Raw genomic sequence first — 16,038 nt, 5'->3', positions numbered from 1 at the left:
GCAGGAGGCAATATGTACACCATTAATAACCCGATTCTGACCGGGTTTAACCCTGACCCGTCAATGTGCCGCCAGAGGGAGGATTACTACATCGCGACGTCCACCTTCGAGTGGTTTCCGGGCGTGCGTATTTATCATTCGCGGGATTTAAAAAACTGGTCGCTGGTCAGCACGCCGCTGGACCGCGTGTCGATGCTGGATATGAAGGGTAACCCTGATTCCGGCGGCATCTGGGCGCCGTGCCTGAGCTACGCTGATGGATTATTCTGGCTGCTGTATACCGATGTGAAAATCGTCGACTCTCCGTGGAAAAACGGTCGCAACTATCTGGTTACTGCGCCTTCCATTGAAGGGCCGTGGAGCGAACCGATACCGATGGGCAATGGCGGTTTCGATCCGTCGCTGTTTCACGATTCGGACGGGCGTAAATATTATATCTATCGGCCGTGGGGGCCGCGTCATCATAGCGATCCGCACTGCACTATCGTACTGCAGGAGTATTTCCCGCAGACGCAGACGTTGTCGAAGACGCGTAAAACCCTGTTCACCGGTACCGCGCTGCGCTACACCGAAGGGGCTCATCTGTACCATAAAGACGGCTGGTATTATCTGCTGGTGGCCGAAGGCGGCACCAGCTATGAACATGCGGTTGTGGTGCTCAGAGCGAAACATATCGACGGGCCATACGAGCTGCATCCGGAAGGGACAATGATGACCAGCTGGCATCTGCCGGAAAATCCCCTGCAGAAAAGCGGCCACGGTTCGCTGCTGGAAACGCACACCGGTGAATGGTATATGGCCTATCTCACCAGCCGCCCACAGCGCTTACCCGGGGTGCCGCTGCTGGCTTCCGGCGGGCGAGGCTACTGCTCCCTGGGGCGCGAAACCGGTATTGCGCGTATTGTCTGGCACGACGGCTGGCCGTCGGTGGAAGGGGGGAAGCACGCTCAGCTCAGCGTGCCGGGGCCACAAATGGTCGAAAGTCGTGCCGTTGCCGATGAGGCCTGGCGGGATGACTTCACCGGTCCGACGCTGAGCCCGGAGCTGCAAACGTTGCGTATCCCGTTTGATGACACGTTAGGGTCGTTGAGCGCGCGGCCGGGCTTTTTGCGGCTGTATGGCAACGATTCGCTTAACTCGACGTTTACTCAGTCCACCGTGGCCCGGCGCTGGCAGCACTTTGTCTTCCGCGCGGAAACGCGAATGGAATTTTCCCCGGAGAATTTTCAGCAGAGTGCGGGCTTAACCTGCTATTACAACAGCAAAAACTGGAGCTACTGCTTCGTTGATTTTGAAGAGGGACGGGGACGGACGATAAAAGTGCTGCAGCTCGACCACAACGTGCCGTCATGGCCGCTGCATGAACACCCAATTGTCGTACCGGATGCGGCGCAGAGCGTGTGGCTGCGGGTTGACGTTGACCATCTTATCTATCGCTACAGCTACTCATTTGACGGCGAGCAGTGGCACACCGTGCCGGTGGAATATGCTGCCTGGAAGCTGTCGGATGATTATATCGGCGGGCGCGGATTCTTTACCGGTGCCTTTGTTGGTCTGCACTGTGAGGATATTAGCGGCGACGGCTGCTACGCGGATTTTGACTATTTCCGCTATGCGCCAGTAACCGAATAGCGCTTCAGGCCGGGTAGCCCAGCGCTTTCGACAGCTGGTGCCCGGCCTCTTCCAGCAGAGCGCGGTAGCGCGCGAGCGCGTTCTCATCGACGCGGGAGGTGAGCGTTGACAGGCTCAGCGCGGCAATGACCCGCGACTCATGATTCCACACGGGTACCGCCACGCAGCGTACCCCCTGCTCATTCTCTTCGCTGTCCAGCGCGTAACCCTGGGCGCGGGTTTGCGCCAGCGCCGCCAGTAGCGCTTCACGAGAAGTGAGGGTTGCCGGGGTGAATGGCGTGTATTGATAGCCTTCCAGCAGCGTATTTTGTTCCGCCTCGCTAAGCCAGGCGATCAGTACCTTGCCGATAGCCGTTGCGTGGACAGGGAGCCGACGGCCAATGCGTGAGTAGGCGATGGCGGCGAGTTTGCCTTCTATCTTCTCGATATAGACGCCTTCGTGACCATCGAGAACGCCGAGGTGGGTGGTCTGCCCGGTCCGCTGTGAGAGATCCGTCAGCCAGCTTTTTGCCTTCTGGCGAATATCCATTGTCCCGACGACAAAATGGCCACGTTCGACCAGCTTCATGCCCAGGCGATATTTGTCGTTTTCCGGGTTCTGGTCGATGTAACCGTGCAGTTGTAAGGTTTTGAGCAGCGAATGGAGGGTGCTTTTACTGAGGCCCATCTGTTTGCTGATGTCGGTGATCTTGAGCTCCGTCGCCTGTTCATTGAACAGATCGAGGATCGTCAGGGCACGTTCAACAGACTGAATAATAGGCATAATGCACGACGCTCACGCTGAGAGGGGAAGGTGAAAACGTACCCTTTTTACGCTGAGAAATCAAACGGCTGGCGTGGGAAATGGCGAGCAAGATTACCCCGGAGGCGGCGCGATGCGCCTGTCCGGGCTACAGGGTTGCTATCCTGCTCGTTCGTCGCCCGGTTAGCACAGCGCCACCGGGGAAAACTCCGGGATGGGAAAATCCCGGAGGTTCCCGGCAATTTATTTCACTTCGGCGAGGGCGGTTTTGTCGACGTACGGCTTCATCAACGTATCGGCTTCTTTTTGTGCCGCCTGTACTGCTGCTTCCGGTGTTACTTTGGCATCGTTGACCACCGCTGCCAGCTGGTTCTCCATCGCTTTACGCACGGCGACGGTTTCCCAGGTGGAGTACCACGGATGGGCATATTTCAGCTGCTCCAGCGCAATCGCCGCGCGCGGGTCCTGCTGCAGGTAGGCTTTCATTTCCGGCGTATCATAGGCGGCCTTACGCGGGGAGAAATAGCCGGTAAAGCGACTCCATTCGCCGTTGACCTGCGGGCTGACCAGATAAGTCAGGAACTGATAGGCCGCTTTCTTCTGCGCGTCGTTGATGCCTTTAAAACTCACCAGGCTGGCGCCGCCGATCGGCACCGCGCGCTGCTCTTTTGCCGGAAGCATCGCCACACCGAGCTCAAAGTCTTTGCTGTTCTCACGCATAAAGCCCAGTGCGCCGGTGCTGAGCATCGCCATCCCGACCTTGCCGGAGAAGAAGCTGGCGCTAATCTGCTTCGAGTTGAGCACGCCCGAAGGCATCACTTTGTCTTTGTAGATGAGATTCTGCCAGAAGCGCAGCGCCCCGATGGTGGTCGGCGTGTTGTAGTAGACCTCGCCTGGGTAATCTTCGTTAAAGTATTTTCCGCCGTTGGCGCGCACCAGCGCCGAGAAGATCCAGCCGCCGTAGTCGTCGTTGGTCGATGGCAGCATGATCCCCCACTGACCTTTGCTCTCGTCGGTCAGCTTTTTGGCATCCGCCAGCAGCTCGGCCCAGGTTTGCGGCGGCTGTGTGATCCCGGCCTGATCGAACAGGCTTTTGTTGTAGTAGAGGATCGGCGTTGAGTTATGGAACGGGATCGCATAGGTCGTGCCCATTACCTGGGCGTTTTTATGCATCGCTGGCCAGAATTCCTTCACCAGGAAATCACCCGCTTTTTGATCGCCATACTGGAACAGCTCGTCCATCGGCAGGATCTCATCCTTCAGCGCCAGATCGGTGGTGAAGTTGGCGGACATAATCACCAGCGCCGGCGGCTGCCCGGCCTTCTGTGCCGATTCGGCTTTGATCTTGGTGGTATCGTAGTTGCCGGTAAAGATCCCGCGCACTTCGACATCCTGCTGCGAATCGTTGAACGCTTTAATGACGCGGGTCATCTCCATGGTCAGCTTGCCGTCTACCGGCGCCGGGAACATGAAATCGATCTTCTCTTTGGCCAGCGCCGTGCCGCAGAGGGCAAGTGAAAGCCCGACCGCTGTGAGCGTTTTTAGCATGGTCAATCTCCTGAGGTAAGCGCCTGATGAGCAGGCGTTAAATTGTGCTGTTTCTCAGCATGAAAAAGATGCACATCGGCAGGGGAGAAGCCGAGAGTTAGCGTGTCGCCTTTCTCAGGCACTGTGCCGCGATGGCGGCGGCTAAAGCGTAGCGTGCCGATGGGGGTGCTGACGTGGAGCAGATAATCTGCGCCCATCAGTTCTCGTTGCAGTACAGTGGCGGACAGGCGCAGATGGCCTTCTTCCACGCGATCGCTGATATGTTCCGGGCGAATGCCAAACCAGACGCGGGATGCGTCGCGGGAGTGCGACGGCAGCGGATGACGCAGGTCGCCGAGCTGCACCTGGCCGTCGGCGCAGGGCAGCGACAGCAGATTCATTGCCGGAGAGCCGATAAACCCGGCAACGAACAGGTTGGCCGGATGGGCGTAGAGGTATTCCGGCCGCCCGACCTGCTGCACGTGGCCGCTGTTCATCACCACGATGCGGTCGGCCATCGACATCGCCTCGGTCTGGTCGTGGGTGACGTAGACGGTACTGGTTTTCAGCTGCTGGTGGAGATCCATAATGCTGTCGCGCACTTCGCTGCGCAGGCGCGCATCGAGGTTTGAGAGCGGTTCGTCCATCAAAAACAGACGCGGGTTGCGCACGATGGCGCGGGCCATCGCCACTCGCTGACGCTGGCCGCCGGAGAGCTTCGCCGGCTTGCGATCCAGCAAACTTTCCAGCTGTAGCATCTGGGCCACTTTATCAACCCGCGGTTGCCAGCTGGCCTTATCTTCCTTGCGCACCTTCATGCCGAAAGTCATGTTGTCCTGCACCGACAGGTGCGGGAACAGGGCGTAGTTCTGGAAGATCATTGCGAAGTTGCGCTCGCGCGGCGACAGGGCGGTGATGTTCTCGTCGTGCAGCCAGATCTCGCCCTCGCTTACCGGCTCCAGCCCGGCCAGCAGGCGTAGCAGCGTGCTTTTCCCGCAGCCGGAGGGGCCGACCAGCACCACGAACTCGCCTTCGTGAATATCGAGAGAGAGGGCATCGAGGGCCGGTTTGCCGTCAAAGCGCTTACTGATATTTTGCAAACTAAGCATGAGAATTAACGCTCTTGGGTTGGGCAACTGATGTTTTCGTCGTACAGCCACGGCCCGGCGTGGTGCGTCAGCGCGTGCTGGTAGCTGACCCACTGCTCGCCGACCTGGCGATGCATCAGGCACGAGGCCGGTGACAGGTCGTAGTACGGACGCCTGTCTTCGTGGAAATAGGGCACCTGATGGACGGTGCCTGGGATAGTCGAGATGATCGCCTGGCGATACTGGGTCAGGGTCAGGCTGTGGTTATGCCCGCAGAAGATGCGGGTCAGCGACGGGAAGCGCTCTACCAGCCCCAGCAGGCGATGGCCGTTTTCACAGGCGATGGGGTCCATCTGCGCGTTGCCCAGCGGCAGCGGAGGGTGGTGCATAAATACCGTAGCCGGCTTGTCGCCGCCGTCGAACAGCTGGGCCTCCAGCCATTTGATGGTTTCATCCGTCAGCCAGCCTTTGGAGGTGCCGGCGCGGCTGGAGTCGATAAACAGCAGTCGGGTGGCGAAATCGTCCACCGCGTAATGCATATTCTGCGCGTCGCTGCCGAGCTGCGGGCACAGCGGGTGCAGATATTCGAGAAACAGCTCTTTATCGTCGTGGTTTCCGGGGATCAGATACAGCGGGTAGTTCAGGCTGCCGAGGATCTGGCGGGCGACCTCGTACTCCTGCGGGCGGCCGCAGTTGACGATATCACCGCTGACCACTACCGCGTCCGGGCGCTCCGCCAGGGCGTTGAGCTGGGAGACCACGTCGGCATTCGCGGCGTTCACATCGATGAAGCCGTACAGCTTCTGACCGTGGCTGCGAAAGTGGGTATCGGATATTTGCGCTAACAGCATGAATAACTCCTTATTTGATCCCGGAGAAGCCGAAGCTTCGCAGGAACTGTTTCTGGAAAAGGATGAATGCCAGCATCAGCGGGAGGCAGACCATCAGCGTCCCGGCGCCGATGGTGCCCCACTGGCCGCCAGATTCGGCGCCCATGGCGAAGGAGACCAGCCCCACCGTCAGCACCTGTTTATCGGGATCGTTGAGCATCATTAGCGGCCACAGATACTCGTTCCAGTGATAGGTAATGCTGACGGTGGCGAAGGCCAGCACCGACGGCCAGGACATTGGCAGCAGCACGCGGAACAGCACCTGCCACCAGCGGCAGCCTTCCATCAACGCGGCTTCCTCCAGCTCTTTGGGGATCGCGAGGAAGGCCTGGCGCATCAGGAACACGCCGAACGCCGAGGTGAAGTAGGGCATCATCACTCCGGTGAGAGTGTTGAGCAGGCCGAAGGTTTTCAGGGTCAGCATGTTCGGCACCATCATCACCACCGGCATGATCATCAGCTGTACCAAAAACAGCAGGAACAGCGTCTGTTTGCCGCGAAACTCGTGGCAGGCGAAGACGTACCCGGCGGTGGTGATGGTGATCAGCTGCACGAAGAAGGTGCCGAAGGTGAAGATAATGGTGTTGGCGTACAGGCTCAGCCAGTCGGCGCTGGCCCAGGCGTCGCGAAAGTTATCGAGGGTCAGCGGCAGGCGTGGCAGCAGCGAGGCCATGTCCTCACCGAAGGTGGTGGCGCTGAACGCGGTGGCCAACATCCAGATAAACGGGCTGATCCACAGCAGGGCCAGGCAGCTCATCAGCACGGTGAGGGTGAATGGCTGCGAACGACGCAGGCGTAGCCACAGCGGGCGCGTGGTGCTTTGCTCGCGCGGCAGCATCGGCGAGGCTTCAGCGCTCATGGTGCGCTCCTTTCTCCAGCAGTTTGAGGTTAATCAGCGAGAAGGCAAACAGCCCGGCCAGCGTCAGGAAGGTGGCGGCGGAGGCTTTGCCGAGGTCATGGGTGTCCCACGCCAGATTCTGGATGTAGTAGAGAAGCACGGTGGTGGCATTATCCGGCCCGCCGCGGGTCATCACCGCCACGTGGTCAATTTGGGTGATGGAGTAGATTAGCGCGGTGGTGATGACGAAGCTCAGGGTCGGGCGCAACAGCGGCAGCGTCACCTTAAAGAACACCTGGCGGCGGGTGGCACCTTCCATGATCGCCGCTTCGCGCGTTGAGGCCGGGATGCTCTGTAAACCGGCGAGGAAAAACAGCATGTAGTAGCCGGCGAACTTCCATACGCCTATCAACGCCAGCGCCAGCAGGGCGCTGTTGCTGCGCCCGAGCCAGTTGTTGTTCATCGGCCCAAAGAGCTTCGCGAGGTAGTGATCAAGCAGGCCGAGGCCGGGCATAAAGATAAACAGCCACAGCGCGGCGGCGCTGACCATCGGGATAATCATCGGGAAGAAGAAGGCGGTGCGCAGCCAGCGGTTGACGCGGTGGTTTTCGCTCAGCGCTACCGCCAGCAGCAGCGCCAGCGTCACGCCGGGAACTACCGTCAGCAGAATATAGAGCAGGTTATTTAGCAGCGACTGCCAGAAGACGTTATCGGCAAACAGACGGACGAAGTTATCCAACCCAACGAACGGCGCGTCGTCGCTGACCATGCGGGTATCGAACAGGCTGTCGTACACCGAACGGCCCAGCGGGAACCAGGTAAACAGCAGTAAAAACAGCAGGGAGGGCGACAGTATCAGCCAGGGGAGCCAGGTTTTTCTCATGGTGGCAGACGTCTCGTTCAGGCGTTTGTGGAAGCCCGGATTGTGGAAACGAATGACTGCAAGGGGATGGCGGGGAGATGACCGTTTAATGAACCTGCTGCGGGAGCCGGCTGCGGAAACAGGCCGGGCAGACGGGCCGCCCGGCACAGAGGAAGAGCGTTAGAAGTCGGCTTTCAGCACCACGCGATAGCGGGCTTTACCCTCGCGCACGTGTTTCAGTGCGTCGTTGATCTGCGACATTGGGAACAGCTCGGTGGTTGGGGCGACTTTGCTGCGCCCGGCGAACTTCATCAGCTTGCGCAGCTCGGATGGGTTGCCGGTGGCCGAACCGGAGATGCTGCGGTCGCCGCCAATCAGGGTGAAGGCCGGAACCGGCAGCGGCTTCATCACTGCCCCGACGGTATGGAAGTTACCGCCGTAGGCCAGCGCTTCAAAGTACGGCTGCCATTCGAGGTCTACCGCGACGGTGTTAATGATCAGATCGAACTGGCCGGCCAGCGCTTTTAACGCTTCTGGATCGCGGCTGTTTACTACTCGATCGGCGCCCATTGCCAGCACTTCCTGCTCTTTCGCCGGATTTGAGCTGAAGGCGGTCACTTCGGCACCCATCGCACGCAGCAGTTTAATGGCAATGTGGCCCAGACCACCGATACCAATGACGCCCACGCGGCTGGTGGCAGTAACGTGATGTATCAGCAGTGGTTTAAAGACGGTGATCCCGCCGCACAGCATCGGCCCGGCAGATTCGATATCGATACTTTCTGGCAGTGGGATCACCCATTGCCAGTCGGCGCGCAGCTTATCGGCGAAGCCGCCGCGGTTGATAATGGTCGGCACCGAGCCTTCCAGGCAGTTGATCTGGTTGCCGCTGATACAGGCGTCGCAGTGTCCGCAGCTGCGCGCCGTCCAGCCGATCCCTACTTTCTGACCGACTTTCAGCCCTTTATTCTGCGCCGCGCTGCCCAGCGCGGATACGCGGCCGATCACCTCGTGGCCGGCAACCAGCGGATAGCTCGACATGCCCCATTCGTTGTCGATCATTGACAGGTCGGAGTGGCAAATGCCGCAGTACTCCACCTGGACTTCGACGTCCTGCGGCAGCAGTTCGCCCGCGTCATATTCCCACAGCGATAGATCGGCGCCCGCTTCTTTGGCGGCGTAGCTTTTAATTGTGCTCATCACGATTTCCTTGGTTTGGCGTAGATAAACAGAAAGTGTAGAGCATGGGACGGGGCGATGCTTGGCAGAAGGAGGTGTCGGGGAGGTTTGTGTTATTCCTTCTTTAAGCATTGATGGTAATGATTTTAGGGGGCAGGAAACGATCTAAAAAATGTGACTCAGAGGGCCGCAAAGAGACCTGGCGCTGTTTTTTTCGACACTTAGCGTAGCTTGCACACGCTGGCGCTTGCATGGCGGCCATCGACAGGTATAATCCACAACGTTTCCGTATCCCTTCTGTGCCGGAGTGGCGAAATCGGTAGACGCAGTTGATTCAAAATCAACCGTAGAAATACGTGCCGGTTCGAGTCCGGCCTTCGGCACCATTAGTATGTAAATAGACCTCAACTGAGGTCTTTTTTATGCCTAAAATCTAGTCCCCGCAAGGCTTTCCTCGCTTTTTCAGTCAACCGACGTCAATCTGAGTTACCCCACATCAACATGCTTGTGAGTATAGAACCGAGTATATATGCTGGTTCGATAATGCTTATATACTCACGGCAGTATATGGAAGGAATACCATCATGGCCCTGACTGATACCAAGGTGCGTTCTGCAAAACCACGGGAAAAGCAGTACACACTTCCTGATGGGGATGGCATGTTTTTGCTAATTCATCCCAATGGTTCAAAATACTGGCGTTATCGCTTTCGTTTTGGTGGTGATCAGCACCTTATGGCATTTGGTGTTTACCCTGAAACATCTTTAGCCGATGCTCGTAAGAAACGAGATGAATCTAGGAGGCTAGTTGCCGCTGGTATTGATCCGCGCGAGCACAAGCGGGCTGTTAGAGAAGAACAGGCGAAAGAGACCATCACTTTTGAGTCTGTTGCGAGAGAGTGGCATGCCGCAAACAAGAAATGGTCAGAGGATCACAGTCGACGGGTACTGAAGAGTCTGGAAGACAATCTGTTCCCAGCAATTGGTAAGCGGAGTATTGATAGTTTTAGCACGCGCGATCTCCTTGTACCTATTAAAGTAGTTGAGGCTACAGGGCGACTTGAAGTTGCTTCACGTCTTCAGCAGCGTACTAATGCGATTATGCGTTATGCAGTGCAAAGCGGTTTGATCGATTACAATCCTGCTCAGGAGATGGCTGGGGCAGTTGCTTCAAGTAATCGTGTTCATCGACCAGCACTTGAACTGAAACGCTTATCTGAACTACTTCACCGAATTGATAACTACAGTGGGCGACCTTTAACCCGTCTGGCTGTTGAGCTCACGTTATTAATCTTTATTCGTTCCAGTGAATTGCGCTTTGCCCGTTGGTCTGAGATCGATTTTGAAAGGGCAATGTGGACAATCCCGGCAGAACGAGAAGCTATAGAAGGTGTTAAGCATTCGCAACGTGGTTCTAAAATGCGTACACCTCACTTAGTGCCGCTGTCTCGTCAGGCATTGGCAATCCTTAAACAGGTTCACAAGCTTAGTTGCGAGCGCGATTTTGTTTTCATTGGCGATCATGATCCGCGTAAACCGATGAGTGAAAACACGGTTAACAAGTCATTACGAGTAATGGGATATGACACACAGGTTGAAGTGTGCGGCCACGGTTTCAGGACCATGGCATGTAGTTCGTTGATTGAGTCAGGATTGTGGTCGAAGGATGCAGTCGAACGGCAGATGAGCCATATGGAGCGTAACTCTGTGCGGGCGGCTTATATTCATAAGGCGGAACATTTGGATGAGAGACGATTGATGTTGCAATGGTGGGCAGATTATCTGGATGTGAATCGGGAGAAGGGGATTAGTCCGTTTGACTATGCGAAAATGTAGTTAAATTGGAAACTTTTTCGCAAAAAAGCACACTCTTGTTGGAATTTAAGATGTACTGTATATAATTACAGTTAGTTTATTTCATAATCAATGCTTGGATACCAAGGAACGGGCCTTAGTTAGAAAAAAAGGTGGCCATCGGGACTGGTTTCCGTTAGGATCTTCGGATCAAAAAGTGATGAAAAAAGTCGATATGAAAAAGAAACCACTGAAGCAGTACAAGGTATCCTCGTTTTTCGCAGGGATTGGTGGATTCGATCTTGGTCTTGAAAAAGCGGGGATGGAAGTTGTTTTTCAATGCGAAATCAACAAGTTTTGCCAGAAAGTCCTTAGAAAGAATTGGCCAAAAGTTCCATTACATACTGATATTACACAACTGAATGTTGATGAGATCCCAGAAAGCAGTGTTTGGTGTGGTGGTTTTCCTTGCCAGGATGTGTCGTCAGCTAACCAAGGAAAACGGAAAGGTCTAGAGGGGGCCCGAAGCGGCTTATTTTATACATATGCAAAACTCATCGAAGAAAGAAAGCCTGAATGGCTTGTTATTGAAAATGTTCCCGGACTGCTCAACAGCCACAATGGACAAGACTTCAAAGTTGTCATCGATACATTGGTCGAACTCGGGTATGGCGTTTCGTGGAGAGTATTGGATGCAAAATACTTTGGAACACCCCAGCGCAGAAGAAGAGTGTACATTGTCGCAAGTCTTGGAGACATGCGCTCCGCTCGAGTCCTTTTTGAACCCGGAGCAACTAGAATCGTTGATAAACAGGGCCAAGGAGAGAGGGCAAATGCTTCCGGAGCCTCTGATACAGGCCTATCAAAAGCAGATATCTATTCTATCCAGCATGCAAGTATTGGACGAAAAGCAACTGCAGGACCTCAAGCCAAAGGGTACAGGAACGACGGAGAAACCTACACACTTGACTCAAGAGGAAGTTCAGATGCTGTATGTGCGCCGGATGCTGCCTTCCGAGTACGAGCGTCTGCAGGGATTTCCAGAGAACTGGACTCTAATCGATTCAGAGCAGTAGGGAACGCTGTCGCGGTCCCTATTGTTGAATGGATAGGAAAAAGAATTATCCTTGCAGATCAGCAGATGCTCAACGAGGCATGATCGTAACAGTACTATTATCTAAACGTAAGAATGATCCTTCGAATAGTTCAGGGCGTGGTGCGCCCTGATCTGTTAGAAATCTTACAAATGTTGAATAATTAGTGAATAATGTTTTTGAGTCATCAATGATCAGCGGAATCGGGCCTTGATGTGGTTCATCCAACTTATCTTCCTTGAAAGCTAAAATACATAATGTCCAGTTATGAGCTTTTAGATCCCTAAGATTTGCATTCCTAAAACGTCTGTGTAGATAGTCATAGAGTAAGCTACCAACAGCAAAAACGATTTTTCCACCAGTTTGATCAACAACATTCCCTTTCACAAGAAATTGTTCTTGTTGTCGTCTCCATGCGTTGGTTTCGATAGTATTTGCTGCTACAGGTCTTCTTAGAATTTCATTTGTTGGGTATTCGAGGTCAGCCCAAGCGGCAATGTGGCGAGTAATGGCTCCTGTGCTGCTCGTTTCTCCGCCGCCTTGCATTTCGAGGAGGACTTCGTCAGCTCTTCCTCTACCGGAAAAGTTTCTCATTACGTAGTCTGCGTGGTAGCTATTATCTGAATCTGGTAAAGGAATATTGACTTCTCTTTTTACGCCAATCTCTGAATCTTGCAGTTCAGGATCCTGATAAATCAGTTTTGCTACTTTCCGCAAAATGTCTCTCTGATGTTCAACTAAGACATTGTCAACTTGTTGTGTGCGCTCACCAGAGATGATTGTCTTTTTTTGGCGAGTAGAACAAAGTCTATGCTCACAAACGATCCAAATAGTGCCGTCTGGTTTACGGACAGAGCAAACAGGATGATTATTTTTACTTACTTTGTCACACGTACGATCCATAAAAGGGCATTGCGCCAGCGTCCCTTTTGAAACGGGGACAATCTGTTGTTCCACGTCTGTTCTTTGGCCTAAATATTCCGCGATACTCACTGCCATTGCTCATTCCTCATTAAGGAGCTGTGTGCGATATGATCTCAGTGAGTAGCAATTTATGTCAATGAATTCATGGTGTTTTTGTATCATAGATGTCAGTTTTCATTGGAATTCAATGAAGTTTTGGTTCGACGCCGCTCATCTCATGACTGTACTCAACATTTTCGATGTGATTGTGAAGCACATATGCTACGTAAGGCGTATTAGGGGGGAATGGATTCCGTCACACAATGAGTACGATTTTGCATGAGGAAGGATTCAATACGGCGTGGATTGAGACGCAGCTTGCACATGTTGATAAAAATGCCATTCGTGGGACGTACAACCATGCGCAATATCTGGAGGGGCGAAGAGAGATGATGCAGTGGTATTCAGACTATTTGATTGATCTATACTCTGTACGTAGAATCTTACATGCGGTAGTGTAATAAGTTGATATTTATGGTTTTATATGCTTTCGGTCTATATCTTACCTACCGCTCGTTTTTGCTCTGATTCTCATTTATAATTAATAGTATCAGCTAGTTACATACAACATTGTTAAAAGTATCTCAATACAAAGCTGTTGAGCGCATCAAATGCGGTAGCCTTGCTCGCACTAACTGGTATGAGCTCATACCAGTTAGTGCGAGTAGTTTTATTACCAATGTGAAAATATTTCAGGTGAGATAATTGTCTATAACATCTTCTCAACAGTTTTTACTGGATGAAATCCATAAAAGTATCAACATAATAAAGTGCAAGGCGAAATGGAATAAAAAAAAATTAAAAGTATTTTTTTTCATGACTATATTTCTGAGCACTATTACTACACTGATATTAGCCTTCGATTTATCTGGATATGAAAAAATACAGAAAAATTCTGCTCTCATTGTGAGTGCCTGTCTTACTCTAGTTAGTGGGTGGACTGCAAGATTTGATTATCAAAAATTATGGTTTAGGCAAAAAGCTACTTTGCTAGCCATGTATCAACTTAGAAACAAAGTTAATTACTTAAAATCCAAAGAAGATGTAACCCAATCAGATATTGATAGTCTTTTTGATGAATATAAATCTATTTGGGAAAAAGATAGTCAAGAATGGAACAATATTCACAAAGAATATATTGAAAGCAAAAATATGAAATCAGATAATCAATAATACGGAACTACACAGAAATGAACATCAGCAAAATAAATATTAACAAGATAATTATCCACCAAATTCATCAGCGCGACGAAGAAGGAAATAAAATAGAACCGACAAGAGGTTCTTCATTTATAAAATTTGATGCTGATGCCTTGCAAGGTTTTAAATCTCGAGTAATCGACGCTTTAGGTGATGGTTCTAAAGCAGTAAAAATGCAAATAAAGGAACATGGAAAAGATTATGTTCCTTATATTGCTACAACTTTAATTGATAAAGAGGGAGAGGATTATATTGATGAGACTTACACAATAGCTAATAAACTGGCGGATGCGCAGACAAGACGAGCAATTCCAGGCGGAATTGTAGTTATCTTTTCTGGCGACTATGGTGTAAATAAAAGAAAATTCATTGGAATTATCAAGGCTGATATTTATAGTGCATATGAAAAAGTAATCGACAATAAAACTGGCCAAATATCATTAAAATTCGTTGAAGAAATATTACTTACACCATCCACAAAACTTTATAAAACTGCCGGTTTTTTCCAATCAACCAATTCTCTTGATAATACTGATCTTAATAAATCTTGGGGTGTGATGATTTCTGACTATCAAATCAGTAAGTCGGATGGTAAAGCTGCAGCACAATATTTTTATCAAAATTTTTTAGGTTGCGGTTACCCAGAAACAAGTGCCCGCACAACAAAGAATTTTTATGAAAAAACGAGTGAATTTCTTAATGAATTAGATGTCAGCGAGGAAAAGAAAAATGTGCTTAAAAATGCATTAGTTACATATCTTAAACATGAGAAATCGGATGTAATTTCAGCTAAAGATTATGCTGAAAGATTTTTTGATGATAATGTTAAGGATCTTTATCTTGAGTATGCTCATGAATCTGGTATACCACAGACCTCTTTCACAAGAGACAATGAGCATATTGAAAGCAAATTAAAAACAAGAAAGCTTAACTTTAGTAAAAATATAAAAATCACAGCCCCTGCGGAAGTTTTTAAAAGCCATATTGTAATTGAATCTACTATAGGTGAACTCGATAAAGATGGTAAACCTGCTGAGTGGACAACAATCCTCATCAAGGACAAGATAACCCTTCAGGAATGAGCTAATTAATGAATGAATTAGAGTTTTCGCAACTTTGGGAAAAAGAACTACCTATGTATAAAGCATGGGGGGATTTTGTCGTCTCAAATATTTGCAAAGAACTCTCAGAAAATAAAGAGCGAGACCTCAATAGCTTTCTCAAGCAACCTGCAACACCGAGAATAAAAGAAAAGACATCTCTAATCGATAAAGCTTTTCATCGAAAAGAAAAATCATACAAAAATCCCTACCAAGAGATTGAAGATAAAGTTGGCATCAGGTTTGTCGTTTTACTTACTTCAGATATAGATGAAATATGTGAAATAATAAAAAATAGTGATAAATGGCATTATAAGACATCAAGACACTACGAAGAAGAAAGATTAAATACACCATTAATTTTCACGTATCAATCCGTACATTTTATAGTAACTGCAAAAGAATCCTTTGATTATAATGGAGTTATCATTGAACAAGGCATTCCATGTGAGATACAGGTTAGATCTTTATTACAACATGCCTATGCCGAGTTAACTCATGATGCCATATATAAAGCAAAAACTATAGTTGAACCAGATATACATAGAACTGTAGCAAAAAGCATGGCGTTAATAGAAACTACGGATGATTTTTTCTGTTCAGTATCGAAAGCAATTAACGCAGCATCTGATGGTTACGCAGGAATACAGCGAACTTTAGATAATATCTACATGGCTTTAACCAAGAATAGACCAAACAATCAAAAATCGACTTTATTAATTCTAGATACATTTAAAGAAGTGATCAAACCCGACACGATAGAAAGATTACATCAATTTATAGAAGAGACTCCTGAGCTCGAACTACTAATTCAGGATGGCAAAGAAGGCAGTAGTTTCTTTGAACAAAGCGTTGTTATTTTCGTTTACTGGTTAATCAAAAGACGGAGATCTACTTTAGAAAAAGAATGGCCGCTAGATTGGAGGCTAATCCAAAAAATGGCAGCGGATCTAGGAGTTGCACTTGAAAGAAAGACATAAAGTATAAACTATGTAAAATTGTTCAATTCTGATAGATGATATTTAAATCAGGATCAATTACATTAGCTCAACACTAATGTAATTGAATGTCATTTTGTCAATTCTAAATTCTTATATGTCCAAGCTTAACTAAAAATCATTAAGGCCAAA

The 16,038-nt window shown here is 50.5% G+C and carries 14 protein-coding genes, 1 tRNA gene and 1 pseudogene; 8 read left to right on the top strand and 8 right to left on the bottom strand.

What is annotated here, in order from left to right; all coding sequences use genetic code 11:
• Positions 1 to 12: 12 nt before the first annotated feature.
• Positions 13 to 1,632: a glycoside hydrolase family 43 protein gene (locus tag ACMYSK_RS16530; RefSeq protein WP_434636965.1), complete on the top strand. Its 1,620-nt coding sequence runs from the start codon at positions 13 to 15 to the stop codon at positions 1,630 to 1,632.
• 4 nt (positions 1,633 to 1,636) lie between these two features.
• Here ACMYSK_RS16530 and ACMYSK_RS16525 read toward each other — a convergent pair whose 3' ends face one another.
• From ACMYSK_RS16525 to ahr, 7 genes are all read right to left on the bottom strand, one after another.
• A complete protein-coding gene (locus ACMYSK_RS16525) occupies positions 1,637 to 2,395 on the bottom strand; it encodes an IclR family transcriptional regulator (protein ID WP_434636962.1) in 759 nt (252 codons plus the stop codon).
• A gap of 222 nt (positions 2,396 to 2,617) precedes the next feature.
• Positions 2,618 to 3,922 carry an ABC transporter substrate-binding protein gene (locus ACMYSK_RS16520; protein ID WP_434636960.1) on the bottom strand — a complete coding sequence of 435 codons (1,305 nt, stop codon included), beginning with the start codon at positions 3,920 to 3,922 and terminating at the stop codon, positions 2,618 to 2,620.
• A 2-nt stretch (positions 3,923 to 3,924) separates the two neighbouring features.
• Positions 3,925 to 5,010, bottom strand: coding sequence for an ABC transporter ATP-binding protein (locus ACMYSK_RS16515; protein ID WP_434636958.1), 1,086 nt, complete (start codon positions 5,008 to 5,010; stop codon positions 3,925 to 3,927).
• Positions 5,011 to 5,015: 5 nt separating this feature from the next.
• Entirely contained in the window at positions 5,016 to 5,840 is an 825-nt protein-coding gene (locus tag ACMYSK_RS16510; RefSeq protein ID WP_434636955.1) for a phosphodiesterase, read from the bottom strand.
• Positions 5,841 to 5,850: 10 nt separating this feature from the next.
• Entirely contained in the window at positions 5,851 to 6,738 is an 888-nt protein-coding gene (locus ACMYSK_RS16505) for a carbohydrate ABC transporter permease (protein WP_434636953.1), read from the bottom strand.
• Complete coding sequence (locus ACMYSK_RS16500) at positions 6,728 to 7,600, bottom strand: carbohydrate ABC transporter permease (RefSeq protein ID WP_434636951.1); 873 nt, start codon at positions 7,598 to 7,600, stop codon at positions 6,728 to 6,730. Before ACMYSK_RS16500 ends, ACMYSK_RS16505 begins: the two co-directional genes overlap by 11 nt.
• A 159-nt stretch (positions 7,601 to 7,759) precedes the next feature.
• Positions 7,760 to 8,779, bottom strand: coding sequence for an NADPH-dependent aldehyde reductase Ahr (gene ahr / locus ACMYSK_RS16495; RefSeq protein ID WP_434636949.1), 1,020 nt, complete (start codon positions 8,777 to 8,779; stop codon positions 7,760 to 7,762).
• 280 nt (positions 8,780 to 9,059) lie between these two features.
• Here ahr and ACMYSK_RS16490 point away from each other — a divergent pair.
• The 3 genes from ACMYSK_RS16490 (at position 9,060) to ACMYSK_RS16480 (ending at position 11,710) form a co-directional block, all read left to right on the top strand.
• Positions 9,060 to 9,144 (top strand) — tRNA-Leu (locus tag ACMYSK_RS16490).
• A gap of 198 nt (positions 9,145 to 9,342) precedes the next feature.
• Positions 9,343 to 10,593, top strand: a complete 1,251-nt coding sequence (locus ACMYSK_RS16485; RefSeq protein ID WP_434636947.1) for a tyrosine-type recombinase/integrase — start codon at positions 9,343 to 9,345, stop codon at positions 10,591 to 10,593.
• A gap of 178 nt (positions 10,594 to 10,771) precedes the next feature.
• Positions 10,772 to 11,710, top strand: a complete 939-nt coding sequence (locus ACMYSK_RS16480) for a DNA cytosine methyltransferase (protein ID WP_434636945.1) — start codon at positions 10,772 to 10,774, stop codon at positions 11,708 to 11,710.
• Here the strand turns inward: ACMYSK_RS16480 and ACMYSK_RS16475 are convergent.
• Positions 11,697 to 12,644, bottom strand: coding sequence for a hypothetical protein (locus tag ACMYSK_RS16475; RefSeq protein ID WP_434636942.1), 948 nt, complete (start codon positions 12,642 to 12,644; stop codon positions 11,697 to 11,699). The genes ACMYSK_RS16480 and ACMYSK_RS16475 overlap by 14 nt on opposite strands.
• A gap of 194 nt (positions 12,645 to 12,838) precedes the next feature.
• Between ACMYSK_RS16475 and ACMYSK_RS16470 the strand changes: the two are divergent.
• The 4 genes and pseudogenes from ACMYSK_RS16470 to ACMYSK_RS16455 all read left to right on the top strand — a co-directional run.
• A pseudogene (locus ACMYSK_RS16470) lies at positions 12,839 to 13,069 on the top strand (tyrosine-type recombinase/integrase); the annotation flags it as partial.
• Between the two features lie 244 nt (positions 13,070 to 13,313).
• Positions 13,314 to 13,781 (top strand): SLATT domain-containing protein, encoded by a 468-nt coding sequence (locus tag ACMYSK_RS16465; RefSeq protein ID WP_434636940.1) that lies wholly within the window; start codon positions 13,314 to 13,316, stop codon positions 13,779 to 13,781.
• A 17-nt stretch (positions 13,782 to 13,798) separates the two neighbouring features.
• The gene (locus ACMYSK_RS16460) at positions 13,799 to 14,890 is read left to right on the top strand and encodes a nucleoid-associated protein (protein ID WP_434636937.1); all 1,092 of its coding nucleotides are present in this window, start codon (positions 13,799 to 13,801) and stop codon (positions 14,888 to 14,890) included.
• Positions 14,891 to 14,898: 8 nt separating this feature from the next.
• Positions 14,899 to 15,888, top strand: coding sequence for a GTP pyrophosphokinase (locus ACMYSK_RS16455; RefSeq protein ID WP_434636936.1), 990 nt, complete (start codon positions 14,899 to 14,901; stop codon positions 15,886 to 15,888).
• The last annotated feature ends 150 nt before the right edge of the window (positions 15,889 to 16,038 follow it).

Source organism: Klebsiella sp. I138 (assembly GCF_051131765.1).
Taxonomy (GTDB): domain Bacteria; phylum Pseudomonadota; class Gammaproteobacteria; order Enterobacterales; family Enterobacteriaceae; genus Klebsiella.
This window is presented reverse-complemented; position numbering and strand designations above follow the sequence as displayed.